Genomic DNA, 17,957 nt, shown 5'->3' on the forward strand with positions numbered 1-17,957 from the left:
ATATATTATACAGGATTTTAACTATTCAGTCAATATTATGAAAGTATTAACTACTCTTGTCTATTAACTATTTCCTAGGAGATTTAATCAATCTGTTTGATGCCGGCTAGGATATAATTATAGCCTGACCACATAGTTATAATAGCTGCAACCCATAAACAAATCGCACCTGTGTATTGAATCATGTAATAATCGTTCATTATTAGCGCTACTACAGCAACCATCTGTAGAAATGTTTTAATTTTTCCAGCTTTGCTTACAGGTAGACTAACATTTGTAGCTATCAGAAACTCCCGTAAACCCGAAACTAATATTTCCCTACAGATGATGATAATCGATGGTACTATTGTAAAATCATTTATCTTCTGCTTATAAACTAGCATAATTATCGTTGAAACCACTATTAATTTATCAGCAATTGGATCAAATAGCTTGCCAAACTTTGATTGGACTTTCCACGCACGTGCCAAGTAACCATCAAAAAAATCCGTAATGCACGCAAACACAAAGATTGATATTGTTATCAGGCCTGCATATTTATTTTCTATATAAAAACTTAATATTATTGCTGGTATTGCAAGTGCACGAGAAATTGTAAGCAAATTAGGCACGTTTTTCTTAAGCATGTAATATCATCTTACGTAATAGGTAAACTTATACAGAAGTACAACAGAGTTCACAAGCTAATAGTTTACAATTGAACATTTATAAAAACTCCATATACTTAAAAATTACAAGCTTAAAATATAAGAATGAACGATGATTTAGATAATACCACAAAACAAGAGGCACTTAGGTATCACAGTAGAGGTGGTAACCCTGGTAAAATTTCAATCATGCCAACAAAACCTTTATCTACCCAGTATGATTTGTCACTTGCTTATTCCCCTGGCGTTGCAGCTCCGTGCCTTGAAATAGCTGAAAATCCTGAGGTTGTTTATGATTATACGGCAAAAAGCAATTGTGTTGCTGTCATTTCAAATGGCACCGCAGTGCTTGGACTTGGTAATATCGGTCCTCTTGCTGCAAAACCTGTCATGGAAGGCAAAGCTGTTTTATTTAAGCGTTTTGCTGATATTGATGCAGTTGATATAGAAATTGATACAGAAAATATAGAAGATTTCATCAATGCAGTAAGGTATCTTGGGCCAAGTTGGGGGGGGATAAATTTAGAGGATATAAGATCTCCCGATTGTTTTATAATAGAGAAACGCCTGAATGAACTGATGGATATTCCAGTGTTCCATGATGACCAGCATGGAACTGCAGTAGTTGTTGCAGCTGGTATAGAAAATGCTCTTGATATTGTCGGAAAGAAATTAGAGGACGTTAAGATCATTATGAATGGTGCTGGAGCAGCCGGTATTGCATGTTTAGAAATACTAAAGTCCATGGGCGCTAAAAATATAGTGCTGTGTGATAAGCAAGGAGTAATATACAAAGGTAGAAACGAGGACATGAATGAGTGGAAGGAAAAGTATGCAATTGATATTTCCGAACGTTCTCTACTTGATACAATAAAAGGCGCTGATGTATTCATCGGACTATCTGCAAAAGATGTGTTAAATGAAGAGATGTTAAAGAGTATGGGCAAAGACCCGATTATTTTCGCTCTCGCCAACCCTGATCCAGAAGTAAGGCCTGAGTTTGCAAAATCTGTGAGGCCAGATGCAATAATCGCAACTGGTAGGTCAGATTACAACAATCAAGTCAACAACGTAATGGGATTTCCTTATATATTTAGAGGAGCGCTTGATGTGCGTGCAACAACAATAAATGATGAAATGAAAATCGCAGCGGCAAATGCAATAGCAAAGCTTGCCCGTGAGCCAGTACCAGATGAGATATCTGCAGCCTATGGCGGTCGTAAAATGAGCTATGGACGTGAATATATAATACCTACTCCATTTGACCCAAGATTAATTTCTATAGTATCTCCTGCTGTTGCAAAAGCCGCAGTTGATTCAGGTGTCGCAAGAAAGGCAATACAAGATTGGAGTAAATATGAAAATCAATTAAAATCTCGCCTTGCTGGTGTTCTTAACACTCTGAATCTACTGTCTTCACAATATTAGTAACTAATAATTCAATTGCACCCAGTCGTTTTAGATTTATAATGAAAGTATTGTAATTTAAAGTAAATCAATGGTTATTGCAATTCATGAACTAGAAAGAATCATCAAACAATCGTTCCCCGACGCTGATATAAAGATTAAGGATCTTGCTGGAGATGATGATCATTATCATTTAAAAATAAACTCCAAGCGCTTTCTTGGAAAGACAAAAATAGAACAGCATAGAATGGTATATAAAGCTCTGGAAGGTCAGTCTATACACGCCTTGCAGCTAGAAACTAATACTTAAAAATAAGGTGAATTTATGAGCAATTTTGAACAAATAAAAAAAGATATAGCAGAAAATGATGTGGTATTGTATATGAAAGGCACTTCTGATTTTCCTCAATGCGGATTCTCTGGGCTTGTCGTGTCAATCCTAAAAAAATTGAACGTGAAGTTTAAGTATATTAACGTGTTGGAGAATGATGAAATACGTGAATCTATAAAAAAGTTTTCAGATTGGCCAACAATTCCACAATTATATATAAAGGAAGAGTTTATCGGTGGTTGCGACATCACTCGCGAGATGTACGAAAAAGGCGAATTGCAAAGCTTATTAAAAGAAAAAAAGATTATTGAATAAAATCTTTACAACACTTTAACAAAAGAACGAATTACTAGCGCAAAATGAATAATGCATATTGAAATATGGTAATAATTATGTTAGTTAGAAAGAATAGTTTTATTAAAGAGTAACTGTGCACAAAAGTGAGAAACTAACTAAAGATAAAAAACTAGCTTCTGATATTCTAAAAGGGGAATGTTCAAAAAAGTGTGTCAAACCGCATTTTTAGTTCAACTCAATTTTCAATCTGCCGGGAAAGAAGATATCAAATTGAGACATAGTTAAAGCCCAATTAGGCAAAGCCATAATCCATTTTTGCTCTACCTTTTTTATAGCACAATACACCTGTTTATACAAGCTGGTAAATGAGCCCTTAGTTTTAGTAAATTTTCTAATCTGTCTATGCAATCCCTCAATAGGATTGGTAGTATAAATTAGCTTCCTGACTGGGCCAGAATACTTGAAATAACCGGACAAATTTTCCCAATTATTTTGCCAAGATTTCACAACTAACAGATACTTTTCGCCCCATTTTCTTCTAGCTCAAGTAAGTAATTCTCGGCAATTTCTCTGCTTGCAGCACGATATATTTTTTTCAGATCATTCATGAAAACTTTCACATCTTTGCTGGATACATATTTTAGAGAATTTCTTATCTGATGTACTATACATAGCTGTACTTCTGCTTTAGGAAACGCACTATTTATCGCTGCAGGAAAGCTTTTTAGCCCATCCACACAGGCAATCAGGATATCTTCTACTCCTCTTTCTTTGAGATCATTTAGTACTCCCAACCAGAACTTCACTTTCAGCCAACTAATACTTCTTTTCTGCCATTTTGTTAATATATTGTACATACATTTACTTACACAATGTCCATCCTCTTTGACCTTAAAAAACCATAAACACTATCGGATATACAGATTGCAGCGGACGACTACGCCATTCGTTGATTACCGGTAGCAATTTGTCAGTAATACTTGATATCTCTGCTGCCGATATTTTGTGATCATAAATTTCCTCAATATGTGACGCTATATCTCTATAGCCCATACCACTGGCAAATGTGCTCAAAATCTTCGTTTCAAGCTCTGGATGTAAGTTTGTTTGCCTTTTTTTGACTATTTGTGGTTCCCTCCCTATCTCTTGGTGTTAACAGCTCAAATGAACCAGCACTTGTCCGCAAAGTCTTTCCATTTCTCCCATTTCTTCGATTATTCTCTTCACTTTTAGCTAATAAGTGATTTTCTATTTCACCTTCCAAACTCGCCTCCAACAGCTTTTTTATCAATGGTGTTAGCGCACCATCCCTACCTGTCAACGGTCTTCCTTCTCGTATAGATGACAAGATATTTGTTTCTAATTCTTTATAATCTACCAAAGTTCTGTTTACTATTTTTTGACGTTCGGTAGAAGTCATAGTCCTATCCCCCTTGATTGAGTTTTGCTTCTATAACTCCCCCACAAGAACCGTGCATGCAGCTTTCCCGCACACGGCTCCACAATATTAGCGTTCACGACATACCTCCTGTGTATATAAGGAAAAACATATTTTTGGTTTTGGTGGTGGATTGACTTGTGTATAATGCATAAATTGTTCCCAATTCATGCTCTTTTTCTGGCTACGTCGGTTTATCCACTTAAACGTTAGCTTCTTTACTGCCCAATTAAACTTATTGAGCCATCGATAATTTCCGCTAATCCCGAAGTAGTTATAGTGTCCTCTTAGTTTGGCTTTGAGTATTTGCCACCAGTCTTTGAGACGAATAAGATTCCGAACCGCTTTCAACCACTCTTTGATTTCTTTAATCTTTCTGGCTAGGCTTATTTTTGAAGTTTTCTGCTTCATCATAAGTCTGCCATTTCGACTTTTCCCACAATAATGTGTAAATCCCAGAAAATTAAAGCTTTCCGTCTTTCGTTTCTCTCTTTCTGCTTGATACCATTCTTTCTTACCAAACTTTACTATTTTTGTTTTATTTTCAGATATTTCCAAACCAAACTTGGCTAATCTTTGTTTCAATGATTCTAGAAATTCTTTAGCGTCTTCCTCACTTTCACAGCACACCAGAAGGTCATCTGCGTACCTGACTAGCTCCATATACCCCTTAGATTCTTGTTTTACTTTCTTTTCAAACCATAGATCTAGTACATAGTGTAAATATATATTTGCCAATACAGGGCTTATTACTCCGCCAACAATGTTGCAAAAAACGTAAAATTAGAGAAAAGCATTTCTCGAAAACTTCTGTGTCCAAAACCAAGAGAGCTATTTATTTATAGCACCAATAATCAATTAACCATCAGCTTCAATGAATGATATGAACATATTATTTCAAGGAAAGTTCATGGGGAATAAGAGATCGGCTGTACGGATTAGCTGTAGCTATGAGCCTAATCGGTTGTCAGAAAAGTATTTGTTAGATGCTTATGAAAGAGCAGCATCAAAGCAAGTAAGTCAAAAAAGCTTAAAACATAAAAGTGCGATTCAAGGGGGATCAAATGGTAACAGTGAGTTTATATGCAAGAGTTTCTTCGGGGAAACAAGCACAAGAAAATACAATAGCAAGCCAAGTTGCAGCTATAGAGAAGCAGATTAGCATGGATGGGTACAGATTATTGAGAGAGCATGAATTTATTGATAATGGCTACAGTGGATCTAATTTAGTCTGTCCTGGTCTAGAAAAATTACGTGATAAAGTAATAGAAGGTGAAATTGATAAAATTTACATTCATTCTCCTGATCGTTTATCTAGAAAATATGCATATCAAATGATATTGCTTGAAGAATTTCAGAAAGCAGGAGCAGAAGCGGTTTTTTTAAATTATGAGATTAACGATAACCCAGAATCCCAATTGCTGTTACAAATGCAAGGTATGATAGCAGAATATGAACGTGCAAAAATTATGGAACGAAGTCGTCGTGGAAAGATTTATGCGGCTAATAAAGGTTGTGTAAGTGTAATGGGAGGAGCTCCATACGGTTATCGTTATATAGATAAGTATAGTACTTTTCATAATAGTCCAAATAAGGTAAAATAAGGATTTGTAGTAGTGAAGGTAGGTATGCCAGCAGCATATAGTTATGACTTAAGGAAAAAAGCAATGGAAGCTCTAGACGAGGGAGAAAGCAGAGAAACAGTGGCAGCAAGATTTAAAATTGGACGAACTACTTTGTGGGAGTGGCAGCAAAGAAGAAAAGAAACAGGTGACTTTCAATCAAAAAAACTTGGAAATGGAGGTTACAATCACAAAATTACCGACTGGGATGCCTTTGCTAAATTTGCCAGAGAAAACGGAGGAAAGACTCTATTGGAAATGGCTAAACTTTGGAGCAACGTTAGTATCCAAACTATCCACCGAGCCCTGAAAAAAATTGGATTTACACGCAAAAAAAGACCTATGGGTACAAGGAAAGAAGCGAAGAAAAACGTGCTAAATTCTTGAAAATTATAGCAACAAAAGAACCTAAAAACTTAGTGTATATAGATGAGTCTGGCATTGACAACACTGAAGACTACCCCTATGGATATTGTCAGAAGGGACAGCGGTTTTATGCCCTAAAATCTGGGAAGAAAACTCAACGAATCAGTATGATTGCAGCTTTAAGTGAAAGAAAAATAGTTGCTCCATTAACCTTTGAAGGCCACTGTAATATGGATATTTTTAATGGATGGTTTGAGCAATTTTTGATACCGACCTTGGAACCTGGACAAACTGTCATTCTTGACAATGCTACTTTTCATAAGTCTGATAAGATCATTAAGCTTGCTAAAGGGATTGGTGCAGAAATTTTGTATCTGCCACCGTATTCTCCAGATTTTAACAAAATTGAACATCATTGGTTTGCTATAAAAAACAGAGTCAGGAAAAACATTCCTCTATTCAAGTCTTTTCGTCATGCTGTTGATTCTGCCTTTCTATGATCTGTTCGGATTATTATGAGAAGTGCTATATATGGGAGGAGGACAAGCTTTATTTGAAATTAACGAAGAAGAAGCTGATGTTGTTCGCAAAGTATTTTTGTGGATAGGCAGAGAAAGGGCAAGTATTGGGGAAGTATGTCGTCGGCTAAATACTATGTCCATTATGACACGAACAGGAAAAAAGTGCTGGGATAGAAGTGTAATTTGGGGTATGTTAAAAAACCCCGCTTACAAAGGACAAGCAGCTTTTGGTAAAACAAAGGTAGGTGTAAGGTTACAACAGATAAGACCACAAAAACATTCTTGTGAACAGCCAAAAGATAATTACTCCATTTATCCTGTCGAAAAAGCGAATTGGGTTTATGTTAAAGTGCCAAATATAGTGGATGAAGATATATTTGATATGGTTCAAGAACAGTTAGCTGAGAACAGAAAAATAGCCAGGACAAGAGAAAGAGGAGCAAAGTATTTATTACAAGGTTTAGTCGTATGTAAGCGTTGTCGTTATGCATATTATGGAAGTCCTGTAAGAAATAAACGAGGAGAAAAAGTTGAGCATTATGCATATTATCGTTGTATTGGTAGAGATTCTTACCGTTTTGGTGGTAACAAAATTTGTGATAATAAACACATTCGTACAGATGCATTAGAAACAGCTGTGTGGGAAGAAGTTAAGCATTTATTGAAAAATCCAAATAGAATTTTAGAAGAATACAAACGTAGACTTTTAGAGCTTAAAAAATCATCGTGGGATAAAAAAAGCGATTTGCTTGAAAAGCAAGAAAATAAATTAAAACGAGGCATTGCTAGACTTATTGATAGTTATGCCCAAGAATATATTAATCAAGAAGAATTTGAACCACGAATCAAAGCGATGAAACAAAGCTTAAAAACAATTGAAGAGGAGAAGAAGAGGATATTTGATCAAAAGAAATTAGAACAGGAAGTAACTCTGGTCGTGACCAATTTAGAAGACTTTTCTTCCAATATTACATCAAACCTTGATAGCGCAGACTGGCTGGGAATGTTCAAAAAAGTGTGTCAAACCGCATTTTTAATTCAACTCAATTTTCAATCTACCAGGAAAGAAAATATCAAGTTGAGATATAGTTAAAGCCCAATTAGGTATAGCCATAATCCAATTTTGCTCTGCCTTTTTTATAGCACAATATACCTGTTTGTACAAGGCATTTGTACTAGTAAATGAGCCCTTAGTTTTAGTGAATTTTCTAATCTGTCTATGCAACCCCTCAATAGGATTGGTGGTATAAATCAGCTTTCTAACTGGCCCAGAATACTTAAAATAACCAGATAAATTTTCCCAATTATTTTGCCACGATTTTATAACCAAAGGATATTTTTCACCCCATTTTTCTTCCAGCTCAAGCAAATAATTCTCAGCGATTTCTTTACTTGAAGCACGATATATTTTCTTCAAATCGTTCATGAAAACTTTCACATCTTTGCTGGATACATATTTCAATGAATTCCTTATCTGATGCACTATACATAGCTGTACTTCTGCTTTAGGAAACACACTATTTATTGCTGCAGGAAAACTTTTTAGACCATCGACGCAGGCAATCAGAATATCCTCTACTCCTCTCTCTTTTAGGTCATTTAATACCCCTAACCAGAAGTTGGCTCCCTCACTTTCGGCTAAATAAAAGCCTAGTACCTCTTTTCTGCCATTTTGATCTACGCCTAATATATTATACATGCATTTACTTACGCAATGCCCGTCCTCCTTAACTTTGAAAAACATGCCATCCATGAACACTATTGGGTACACAGACTGCAATGGGCGACTACGCCATTCGTTGATTACCGGTAGCAATTTGTCGGTAATACTTGATATCTCTGCCGCCGATATTTTGTGATCATAAATTTCCTCAACGTGTGACGCTATATCTCTATAACTCATACCACTGGCAAATGTGCTCAAGATCTTCGTTTCAAGCTCTGGATGTAAGTTTGTTTGCCTTTTTTTGACTATTTGCGGCTCAAAACTTCCTTCTCTATCCCTTGGCGTCAAAAGTTCAAATGAACCGGCACTTGTCCTTAAAGTCTTTCCATTTCTCCCATTTCTTCGATTATTTTCTTCGCTTTCAGCCAACAAGTGATTTTCTATTTCACCTTCCAAACTTGCCTCCAGCAGCTTTTTTATCAATGGTGTTAATACTCCGTCCCTTCCCGTCAGCGGCCTTCCTTCTCGTATAGACGACAGGATATTTGTTTCTAATTCTTTATAATCTACCAATCCAGTAGTTTTATTTGCTATTCTTTGATTCATATGTGAAACCTCCATTTTTTTTATATCAATTTATTACTTTTTTTTCGGTTTGACACACTTTTTTGAACATTCCCACGCAATTCTCTGAAATATGTATCTAGCAAAGATGTAAAGATTTTTATGAGTGATTTAAAAAAAGTATATCAGGCTTCAAGTAGAGAAATAGCTGAAAATTATCTGCTTGAGTTGGAAGAAAAATGGGGAGAAAAATATCCACTAGTCATAAAATCCTGGCAGAATAATTGGGAAAACTTATCCGGCTATTTCAAGTATTCTGGCCCTGTCAGGAGGATAATTTATACCACCAATCCTATTGAGGGGCTGCATAGACAAATCAGAAAATTTACTAAAACTAAGGCCAGCACAAATGCCTTGTATAAACAGGTATATTGTGCTATAAAAAAGGCAGAGCAAAATTGGACTATGGCTATACCCAATTGGGCTTTAACTATATCTCAACTTGATATCTTTTTTCCTGCTAGGTTGAAAATTGAGTTGAATTAAAAATGCGGTTTGACACACTTTTTTGAACATTCCCAATTTTTATATACAATCACTGACATTTTTCCTTAAGTTGACGCCATTGCCTGAACGGATACAGTCTTTTTGCATGTAATTTTGTATTCTACAAAATTACAGAGATCTCAATATAGATTATTTCTTCATATTCTTTTTAGCTGCTGTATCTACCTATTGTTAGCAAAGATATCTCTTGTAATGTATTTGGCCCACGTTGTAAAAGATTATTGCACATTTTATCATATACCTTCTTTGCAACCTTAACTATAGGAGGATCTTGCATACTTCTGTCTATTTCTTCCTCTAATCCTCATACTGTCATTTGTAACCCATCATCAATTCTCTTGCATATGTTCTTATATACCTGATCTAGAAAAGTTCTACCAATTTGTGAAGTATTTTCACATACATTTTCATATATCTTAGTTAGAAAATTTTTATCAACATCTATAGAAGCCGTATCAACTTTTTTTCTCATACGCACCACTCTGCTGCTAGGAATATCCTTAAGATTATATACCTTATTTAGAAAAACTGCACCAGCTTTTCGCTCTTCTGCTGTTTTCATTCTTTCTAATGCGGTTACTGCACCAGAACATATTCTGGTACTAGGTGTTGCCTGTATCAATATCTTGGTATATTCCTCTCTTTCCCATTCCGCTTTAGTATCATCTTTACGCTTTTCTTCAAGAAGGTCAAAGCACGTTTTACCATCTGCATCTGTAATACCTAGATCTGCACCAAATGCTGTAAGGCTTAGTACTGTAAATCTTTTTCTACACTCAGACATTGGAGCATATTTTATAGCACAGTGAAGCAAGGTATCACCTTCTTCATTTTTCTCATTTATATCAAATAGATTAAGCAACAGCCCTCTCTCTAAACCGCTGTAGTTACCTATCTTTGCTGCACTAAATAGTCTCTGCATTTAAACCCCATACTATAAAGCCTTATTCTAGCATATATTAAATTAAAATACAATAGGCTTTTTATATATTACATACAAGCTGTACCTGAAATAATATTGCGTAGGTATTTCGCTAAGGATATAATTGCTCTATTTTCCAATCGCTTCCCTCAACAAGAGTATATCTAAACCTAGTGTGTCTCCTATATTCACCTTCTTGCCAAAATTCAATTACTTTTGGGATTACGCAAAATCCCACCCAAAAATCAGGACGAGGAACTTGTATATTGTGAAATTCTTTTTCCTTCAATTTTATAGCTTGCTCAAAATCTTGCCAATCTTTCAGAATGCTCGATTGTTTTGAGCACCATGCGCTAATTTGACTATCGCGCGCTCGAGAAGAGAAGTATTTGTCAGTTCTTTCATCGTTTAGAAGTTTAACATCTCCTTCAATTCGTACTTGCCTAGCAAATTCTATCCAGTGAAACACTAATGCAGCTTTAGGGTTCTCAGTCAATTCTTTCCCTTTTTTACTGTTTACGTTAGTGAAAAACACAAAACCCTTTTCGCTATATTCCTTTAGTAATACTACTCTTGCAGATGGAATACAGTCTTTGCTACACGTTGCTAGTGTCATTGCCGTTGGCTCTTTACACGAAACTGCTTTGTACCACTTTGAAAACAAATCAAAAGGATCTTTTTCAGGTAAAAATGTCATATTCAAAAATAAAACTTAACTCTGGCATGCATTGCAAAAATAAGTGCTACGGCCATTTTGTCGTATAAGTGTTATGATATTGTTGCAGATCTTGCAAGGTTTTTGAACTTTACCATATACGTAAAAGTTATTTTGAAAGTATCCAGCAGATCCAGATGGCTGTGCATAATCTTTCAGTGTTGAACCACCTGCAGCAATTGCATCACTCAGAGTATTTTTTATTTCAGCAGCAAGTTTTTCGCACTCTTTATGCGTCAAATCCTGTGCTGGCCTAAGTGGTGATATGCGAGCTCTAAACAAGCTCTCAGAAGCATATATGTTGCCTACGCCAACTATTAATTTATTGTCCATTAATGCTGATTTGATATTCACTTTTTTGTTTTTCAGCAACTCCTGTAAATAGTCTCCACTGAATTCATCCGTGAGGGGCTCTATTCCGAAATCGCTAAAAAAATCCGTTTCTTGTTCTTTGCTTAAAATAATAACTAATCCAAATCTTCTTGGATCATTAAAGATTATTGAAGTATTGTCAGAAAATAAAAATACCACGTGATCGTGCTTATTCCACACTTGAGCATATATAAGCTTTCCGCTCATGCCAAGATGTATGATGACAGCCATACTATCATCTGTATTCCAGATTATATACTTACCTCTACGCTTGATATCGTTTATAACTTTGCCCTTTAGCAAATCATCAATATTTTTTGTTATTGGTACACGTAAATTCCAATTATTTACTGTAACACTGCTTATTTGCTTGTTTTTAATTTTATCAAGCAAAAAATTAGATATGACTTCCACTTCCGGTAGTTCTGGCATCTTGTCTACTCTGTTGCTGTTTTTTTCTTTTTACAATATTTTGCTTTAAAGCTTTTGCTAATCTTTTTCTCTCTTCTTCTTTTTCCTTATTCCTTTTTGTGTTATTCATTATCATAATATATAAGACTGCCGTTGTAGCTCAGGTGGTAGAGTACGTCATTGGTAATGACGAGGTCCCAAGTTCGAATCTTGGTAACGGCACACTGATTATACTTACAATATCGCATGCCGCGTAAAGAAAACGTAACCTTTCACTGATTTTCGCTTAATTCTTTAATCTCACTAATGGAAAAACATACTGTAATTGCTATTGAATGATGGAGAGACATACTCCATTATTTTGGCACGAAGTAACGAATTCAGTAGAATAAGTTCTTCAAAAATAATTTAAACTTTTACAGTAGGTCATGAAATATTATAGCGGATTAGATGTCTCACTCAAAGAAACTTTTATTAGTATCGTTGATGAGAAAGGAAAAGTTGTTAAAGAAGAAGTTGTTGCAAGCGAAAGTGGCGCAATAGCTAAATGTCTACTTGGCCAAGACAAAAAATATGAAGCCATAGGAATAGAAAGTGGACAGTTGTCAATATCAATGTGCAAAGAACTAAGGAGTTTTGGATTGCCAGTAATTTGTGTGGATGCAAGGCATATGGCAGCAGCGTTGTCTGCAAGAATCAATAAGAATGATAAAAATGACGCAAGAGGTATAGCACAAATGATGAGAGTTGGGCTATTTAAAGAGGTATTAGTAAAGTCAGATGAAGCTTGTCAGATTAAAATAATGCTTGGAAGCAGAAGACAATTAACACGTAGCAGAGAGAAAATTGAGGGAACAATAAGAGGATTATTAAAAATATACGGGATAAAAATTGATCAGCGTGCCAGATCTACAAGTTTCGTTTTAAAAGTGCAAGAAATAATTAATGAGCTAGATGAAATTAGCAAGAACTCAATTGAAGTATTAGTACATAGCTTAGAAACAATAGAAGAATCGATAAGAAAACTTGACAAAATGCTCTCAGAGCAAGGTAAAAAAGATGAGGATTGTAAATTATTAACTACTGTTCCAGGAGTTGGTATTATAGTAGCAATGACATACAAAGCTGCAATAGATGATGCATATAGGTTTGAAACATCTTATGCAGTTGGAGCCTATATGGGATTGAGCCCAAGACAGTACGCTTCTGGAGAGATTGATCGGCATGGAAGTATATCAAAAATGGGACCAGTAGAATGTAGGAATGTGTTGTACGAAGCAGCACAAGTCTTACTGGTAAAATGTAAAAGGAAATTTAAATTGAGAAGCTGGGTTGCAAAAAAGAAGGGTATGAAGAAAGCAATTGTTGCCGTAGCGCGGAAGTTGTCTGTAATTATGCATAGGATATTGGTTAGTAAAACAGAATTTTGTTATCAATAAATGCAAAAAGTAGATAATTTGATGTAAAGTAAAGATAGCAATGCCGATGGAAGGGATAAGCAAGATCCTAGGTTGAAGCATAGACTTCGTAAGACACATGTTGCCGTCCACTTCCGCCTAACAAGTATAGTGCGGCTTGGCTAAAATACAAATTAGCCATATCAGACCGCGGAGAGAACCATGGAAGCATGCTATTTTAACTTATATTAAGACTATGGAGGGAAAGAATGATACCTTAGTTTTTATAATCTTAATGAATATGTGGATAAATACTTTAAATGTGTGTGGCGTATTTATCCACATATTCATTGGCTGCATAATTTAAAAGGGATTAATTAGAAATTTAGTGCTGGTGTTTTTATTGCCAATAAAACCCCTTTTGATTGAATAAGATAATACGATAGTAAATAAAAGGTTGTATCAGACCTGAGTTTTACATCAAAAAATATTTTTCATGATACAAAAAATTATTATTGACTTTCATGCAATTAGAGAACCTATGAGCAAAGATGGTAAAGTGATAGGAGATGCTCATTATCTAGAAAGAGTACAGGAGTTTGTCGATGCTAACTTAGTACAAGAACTGATTTATGAAAATTTGAAGAAAGAAGAACATACATATCAAAATCTTCAAGACATTCAGAGACAGTTATCTGAAGAAAAGCCACCACAATTACCTCCTAAATCTGAAAACTCAAATGTGGATGCTAAACCACTATTACCTCTTAAAAAAAGGAAGTTAAACAAAGTACATACTGATAGTGGTGTAGCTGTCAATGGTAAAAATAAAGAACAAGTATACACTAAAAACATCTCCTTAAGGGAGCAACATGAAGCAGATCATCGTTACTATATCCCACTAGATCTAAAAACTGATATGCAAAAACTGCACAGCTCTCTTCAAGAAGATCATTTTTCCAAAAAAGCAATATATGTTATTTGTAGTTTATTTAAAGAGAAAGTAATTAGGGCAATAAGAGAACGAGGCGATGAAGTACCTGAAAATAGTGAAAATGAATTTACTATTGAATCAACTGATCATTATGGAGATTATAGCAAAATAACTGTTGACTCTCTAACTCAAATCATGGCTCAGGTTCAGAAAAAAAAGAAAGAAATCAAAGATCTTGCTAGCAATTATAAAGGAGAAGATAACCAGCTAAGGCAAGAAATATCAGAGTTATTAAACGTTAATCTGCAAAAGACGGATATAAACTCAAATTACGCAACCAGAAACCCGTCTGAAAGGCAACAAGCAGCATCATCTCCTAGAAGGTATATAAAAGTTACACAAGATAAAAATACAGGAAATAATACTTCTGAAAGAGATAAAAGAGAAAAAGGTAAAAAAACTGATTTAAGAAGTAAAATATTGCGTTATGTACCATGGAGAACAGCAAAAAAAGGAGTTGAGGAAAAAGGCAAACTAATACAGAGCTTTGACAATCCTGTCTATTCTCATGGTATAGAGTTAAATGGTGATAAAAAAGAGGTTAGTAGTGCAAAACAGCCAGTTGAGGGTAGTAAAGTCGAAGCTGAGTTGAAAAGAAGAGCAAGTGCAGAAAGTCAAAAGCAAAGTGCTGAGCGGTAGACAAACTGGTATAGGTAGGTAAATCCATGTTAAAGAAAGCTCTTAATGAGAGAAAGCTAACCGCACTGACAGAAAAGATCTATTTTTGCTATAAATTTACCATGAGTTTTTCTAATTACTCTCAAACAAATTATCTTTAATTTAGCAACATATATCACTAATAACTTAAATAATCAATCACTTCCAGAACCAAAAGGTAGCTCCGTGAGAACAATTTTTCTTGGAATGGGTAGGTCTAGAGTTAAGGTCTTGGATATTTTTGAGCACCTTTAGTAAGTAAGCGTTTCCTCCATTTTCAAGTTTGAGGTTTAGAAAGTTTTTACTATTTGTATTGCTCTGCCTCTGGTGCTCTCTCCTTTGATGGTAATTTTTATATCATTACACTCCAAATATAATATATTGCAAATGTTATGCCAAAGAGTATAATAAAATCTATATCAAATACTTTATAAGAAAAAGTGGTGGTAGAGGCAAAATTAAACACTAATAAGAAGATGCTAGAGTTTGAAAAAGCAGCAAGAATATTATTGAAAGGTTAAATGGAGTGTGATATAATATATAGCGTAAAAATTTAAGTAATCTTATTGACATCTTTACATTAATAGTTCTTAAATGTTTAGTACTGTAGAATTAAATTATTAAGTTTTATGAGTGGAGTAAAAATGGTAGAAAGCTTTCCAGGCAACAACAAAGACAGTAATTTAATTGAGGGGGCAAAAACGATGGAAAATTTTTTAAATAATAACGAAAACGGTAGCTCAATCTTCCAAGGAAAAATCAGGGAGCAAGATTTCTCTGCGGAGCAGAAGTTAAATGAACTGAAAGCAGCCATAGAGAAGCTTGACAGACAAGATTTGCTCAGAAGGCTCGAGTGTGAGCGTCAGGCCTCTAGTTGTGTCGATGAAATATCATCTCAAGCAGAGCTACATATCGGAGAAGGAGATGATGAGGATTACTTCAATGGTGAAAGAGAAAGAGTACTAGGAGATTTCTGGAATTTCTTTGAATCTCTCTTCAACCTCTTTGAAGTAGATGTAGATGATCCGAAAATCTACCAAATGCTCAAGGAGAAGAAAGAAAAAAACCTGATTGCTGCGATAATTAAGTTTTTGCGTGATAAGCTTAAGGAGTTAATTAAGAAGATTTTTGCACGCGATTTAAGTTTCGATCAGAGGTTGGACAAAGAGATAAAAGAATTGCAGGAAAAATTAAACAGTGGTGAGTTATCAGAAGAAGAGTTTGCAAGGGCGTTAGAGAGGCTCAAAGCTCTACAAAATCTAACGCCTACGACAATGTTACAAAAAATAATATAGAGTTCAAAAGCGTGATTTCTAGGGAGTTTCTGCGCTCAAAGGCAAATTAAAAGGTTGAACCTAGAAGCTATACGAAAAGTCTGGTTGGTAGAAGTCCTCGCGATTGAGTGTCATTTCTATAACTTTCCCCTTACTATTACCCACAAATATGAACGTTTGTTGCATAGCTCTTAACGGCAAACTTTTGCTTGAAATAACTGTTTATATGGTACAATTTACAGCTTTTAGTTGCTAAAATTATAACTCTTAATTTAATAATTTTAATCTAATAATCTTTCAAGTTAATAAAATTATTTGAGTAAATACAATACCATGTCTTTAATTTGTGGGCAATAGTAAGATTTTTAATAAAATTAGTTGCCAAGAATACCACAATAGAGTAGATGTGAGTTTTAAAATTTTGCAAAAATTTACAGCAAAAAAGTTGGAAGCAGAACCCTTTTTAACTCATCTTTTTGAGACTTTTGACAATGTTTTAGAACTGAAGAAGGAAAAGGGTATTGTTTTTATTGACTTACCTGTGTATTCACGCTAATCACTGAAGAATTAGTGAGTAATGGTTATACAATATGAATGGTGGGGCATCAAGCAAGAAAAATAAAAAATTAATTAACATTTTAAATCAGTTAGAAAGCGGTAGCAAGCTATTAAGTGATCACAAATCACTTATTGAACGTATAAAGAAGCGTCTACAAGCAGGAGCTGATCCAAATGTACCAAACGAAAAAGATGGAAAAACTCTGTTACATTACGCTGCTGAAAATAACTGGCTTCAAGTTATAGAATTGCTTTTACAAAAAAGAGCTAATCCAAATGTACAAGATCAAAGTGGAAAGATTCCATTTGAGTATGCTACTGAAGATAAGTGCTGTCAAGCTTTGAAGGGTTCGAGTTATGATTTAGATAATTCTCGTAAAAATGAAGAGAATCTGCCAACACCTGATGGTTCAGTAGGTGAAAGTGGTGATTCTCGTGAAAATGAAAAGAATCCGGCAAATAGCCCTAATAACGACAACTTGACTTTTACAGATCAACAGACAAGCTCAGAATCGCCAGAAGTTATTAATTCGTCAGATAGTGAGAACTCAGAAGACAGTTCGGACTGTGATAATAGGGATAACAATATTTCAAGACTTAATAATTTAGCGTATGAAAGTATTGTAAACAAAAATAATAAGCAAATTCATGAGTATGACTTTAAAGCAAAAATAAAAGACGGATACTTTTGTATAGAATATCCACAAGATAGTATTATTGAACCTGCAAAAATCTTAAACAATGAAAAAGCTAAAGAGTTAAATTTAAAAGTCGGCACACTTAAAATTGGGGAGAGTAAAGTAAGAGTTGAAAGCATAGACGGAAAGAGAAATTATACAGATATCTTAGGTAGCATTAAAATGTCTTTTACCACTGAGGCAGGAGAGATTAGTATTTACCTACATCCTAGTGAGAAAGATAGTAATAAAATAGAGGTAGAGATTGATAAAGAGAGCGAAGCAAGGCTTAACAAGTTAAAGGCTGAGAAGAAAAGTTTAGGAGAAAACTGTCTTTTGGGAAGAAAAAGTGTTCTGAAAGCTATAGAAGATAAAGGTTTTGAGAAAAATGGTAGTGTGTCTACAAAGACTACTAAGGATGATCCATCTACTGATCTTATGCAACCTCGTCCAGAGCAAGCAGCAAGAGAAAAAAGCAATAGCCCCACCAGGTAATGTATTTTTCAAGATAAGACTTTAAGAAATTAATCATAAATGTTCATACGTATTAAATT

The 17,957-nt window shown here is 34.9% G+C and carries 17 protein-coding genes, 1 tRNA gene and 3 pseudogenes; 13 read left to right on the plus strand and 8 right to left on the minus strand.

Translation table 11 applies throughout. The annotated features are described in order from the left end of the window. Window positions 1-83 precede the first annotated feature (83 nt). Window positions 84-626, minus strand: a complete 543-nt coding sequence (gene pgsA, locus NBW39_RS06995; protein ID WP_250295018.1) for a CDP-diacylglycerol--glycerol-3-phosphate 3-phosphatidyltransferase — start codon at window positions 624-626, stop codon at window positions 84-86. A 126-nt stretch (window positions 627-752) separates the two neighbouring features. Here pgsA and NBW39_RS07000 point away from each other — a divergent pair, with 126 nt between their 5' ends. The 3 genes from NBW39_RS07000 (at window position 753) to grxD (ending at window position 2,700) form a co-directional block, all read left to right on the plus strand. Continuing rightward, on the plus strand, window positions 753-2,075 hold the full coding sequence (locus tag NBW39_RS07000) for a malic enzyme-like NAD(P)-binding protein (RefSeq protein WP_250295019.1): 1,323 nt from the start codon (window positions 753-755) through the stop codon (window positions 2,073-2,075). Window positions 2,076-2,145: 70 nt separating this feature from the next. Next, window positions 2,146-2,364 (plus strand): BolA/IbaG family iron-sulfur metabolism protein, encoded by a 219-nt coding sequence (locus NBW39_RS07005; RefSeq protein ID WP_250295020.1) that lies wholly within the window; start codon window positions 2,146-2,148, stop codon window positions 2,362-2,364. A 15-nt stretch (window positions 2,365-2,379) separates the two neighbouring features. Next, complete coding sequence (gene grxD, locus NBW39_RS07010) at window positions 2,380-2,700, plus strand: Grx4 family monothiol glutaredoxin (protein ID WP_250295021.1); 321 nt, start codon at window positions 2,380-2,382, stop codon at window positions 2,698-2,700. A gap of 207 nt (window positions 2,701-2,907) precedes the next feature. On the opposite strand, the pseudogene NBW39_RS07015 reads toward grxD, so the two are convergent. Continuing rightward, a pseudogene (locus tag NBW39_RS07015) lies at window positions 2,908-4,102 on the minus strand (IS256 family transposase). Between the two features lie 87 nt (window positions 4,103-4,189). Further along, window positions 4,190-4,885 carry a reverse transcriptase domain-containing protein gene (locus NBW39_RS07020; protein WP_370273777.1) on the minus strand — a complete coding sequence of 232 codons (696 nt, stop codon included), beginning with the start codon at window positions 4,883-4,885 and terminating at the stop codon, window positions 4,190-4,192. Between the two features lie 299 nt (window positions 4,886-5,184). Between NBW39_RS07020 and NBW39_RS07025 the strand changes: the two genes are divergently transcribed. The 3 genes from NBW39_RS07025 (at window position 5,185) to NBW39_RS07035 (ending at window position 7,722) form a co-directional block, all read left to right on the plus strand. Beyond that, window positions 5,185-5,724 (plus strand): recombinase family protein, encoded by a 540-nt coding sequence (locus NBW39_RS07025; protein WP_250295022.1) that lies wholly within the window; start codon window positions 5,185-5,187, stop codon window positions 5,722-5,724. 24 nt (window positions 5,725-5,748) lie between these two features. Next, a protein-coding gene (locus tag NBW39_RS07030) for an IS630 family transposase (protein ID WP_250294642.1) occupies window positions 5,749-6,608 on the plus strand; the annotation gives its coding sequence in 2 pieces (ribosomal slippage) (window positions 5,749-6,073 and window positions 6,073-6,608; 861 coding nt in all). Between the two features lie 31 nt (window positions 6,609-6,639). Further along, on the plus strand, window positions 6,640-7,722 hold the full coding sequence (locus tag NBW39_RS07035) for a recombinase family protein (RefSeq protein WP_250295787.1): 1,083 nt from the start codon (window positions 6,640-6,642) through the stop codon (window positions 7,720-7,722). Here NBW39_RS07035 and NBW39_RS07040 read toward each other — a convergent pair. Next, window positions 7,663-8,901, minus strand: coding sequence for an IS256 family transposase (locus NBW39_RS07040; RefSeq protein WP_250295731.1), 1,239 nt, complete (start codon window positions 8,899-8,901; stop codon window positions 7,663-7,665). The genes NBW39_RS07035 and NBW39_RS07040 overlap by 60 nt on opposite strands. A 75-nt stretch (window positions 8,902-8,976) precedes the next feature. Between NBW39_RS07040 and NBW39_RS07045 the strand changes: the two are divergent. Then, window positions 8,977-9,405 (plus strand): annotated as a pseudogene (locus NBW39_RS07045) (transposase); the annotation flags it as partial. A 325-nt stretch (window positions 9,406-9,730) separates the two neighbouring features. On the opposite strand, the gene NBW39_RS07050 reads toward NBW39_RS07045, so the two are convergent. The 4 genes from NBW39_RS07050 to NBW39_RS07065 form a co-directional block, all read right to left on the minus strand. Then, window positions 9,731-10,288, minus strand: coding sequence for a hypothetical protein (locus tag NBW39_RS07050; protein WP_250295023.1), 558 nt, complete (start codon window positions 10,286-10,288; stop codon window positions 9,731-9,733). Between the two features lie 172 nt (window positions 10,289-10,460). Next, window positions 10,461-11,045, minus strand: coding sequence for a pyridoxamine 5'-phosphate oxidase (gene pdxH, locus NBW39_RS07055; protein ID WP_250295024.1), 585 nt, complete (start codon window positions 11,043-11,045; stop codon window positions 10,461-10,463). A 15-nt stretch (window positions 11,046-11,060) separates the two neighbouring features. Beyond that, window positions 11,061-11,867, minus strand: coding sequence for a bifunctional DNA-formamidopyrimidine glycosylase/DNA-(apurinic or apyrimidinic site) lyase (gene mutM / locus NBW39_RS07060; RefSeq protein WP_250295025.1), 807 nt, complete (start codon window positions 11,865-11,867; stop codon window positions 11,061-11,063). Beyond that, a complete protein-coding gene (locus NBW39_RS07065; RefSeq protein WP_250295026.1) occupies window positions 11,833-11,976 on the minus strand; it encodes a hypothetical protein in 144 nt (47 codons plus the stop codon). The genes mutM and NBW39_RS07065 overlap by 35 nt, the downstream gene beginning before the upstream one ends. A 19-nt stretch (window positions 11,977-11,995) precedes the next feature. Between NBW39_RS07065 and NBW39_RS07070 the strand changes: the two genes are divergently transcribed. The 6 genes and pseudogenes from NBW39_RS07070 to NBW39_RS07095 all read left to right on the plus strand — a co-directional run bounded on the left by NBW39_RS07070 (window position 11,996) and on the right by NBW39_RS07095 (window position 17,898). Further along, window positions 11,996-12,068, plus strand: a tRNA-Thr gene (locus tag NBW39_RS07070). A 206-nt stretch (window positions 12,069-12,274) separates the two neighbouring features. Then, window positions 12,275-13,285 (plus strand): IS110 family RNA-guided transposase, encoded by a 1,011-nt coding sequence (locus NBW39_RS07075; protein ID WP_250295027.1) that lies wholly within the window; start codon window positions 12,275-12,277, stop codon window positions 13,283-13,285. Window positions 13,286-13,739: 454 nt separating this feature from the next. After that, a complete protein-coding gene (locus NBW39_RS07080; protein WP_250295028.1) occupies window positions 13,740-14,876 on the plus strand; it encodes a hypothetical protein in 1,137 nt (378 codons plus the stop codon). Between the two features lie 662 nt (window positions 14,877-15,538). Continuing rightward, window positions 15,539-16,156: pseudogene (locus NBW39_RS07085) on the plus strand (hypothetical protein); the annotation flags it as partial. A gap of 418 nt (window positions 16,157-16,574) precedes the next feature. Then, a complete protein-coding gene (locus NBW39_RS07090; protein WP_250295029.1) occupies window positions 16,575-16,724 on the plus strand; it encodes a hypothetical protein in 150 nt (49 codons plus the stop codon). Window positions 16,725-16,758: 34 nt separating this feature from the next. Further along, entirely contained in the window at window positions 16,759-17,898 is a 1,140-nt protein-coding gene (locus NBW39_RS07095) for an ankyrin repeat domain-containing protein (protein WP_250295030.1), read from the plus strand. Window positions 17,899-17,957 lie beyond the last annotated feature (59 nt).

Origin of the sequence: Wolbachia endosymbiont of Oedothorax gibbosus (assembly GCF_936270435.1) — a bacterium.
Lineage (GTDB): Bacteria > Pseudomonadota > Alphaproteobacteria > Rickettsiales > Anaplasmataceae > Wolbachia.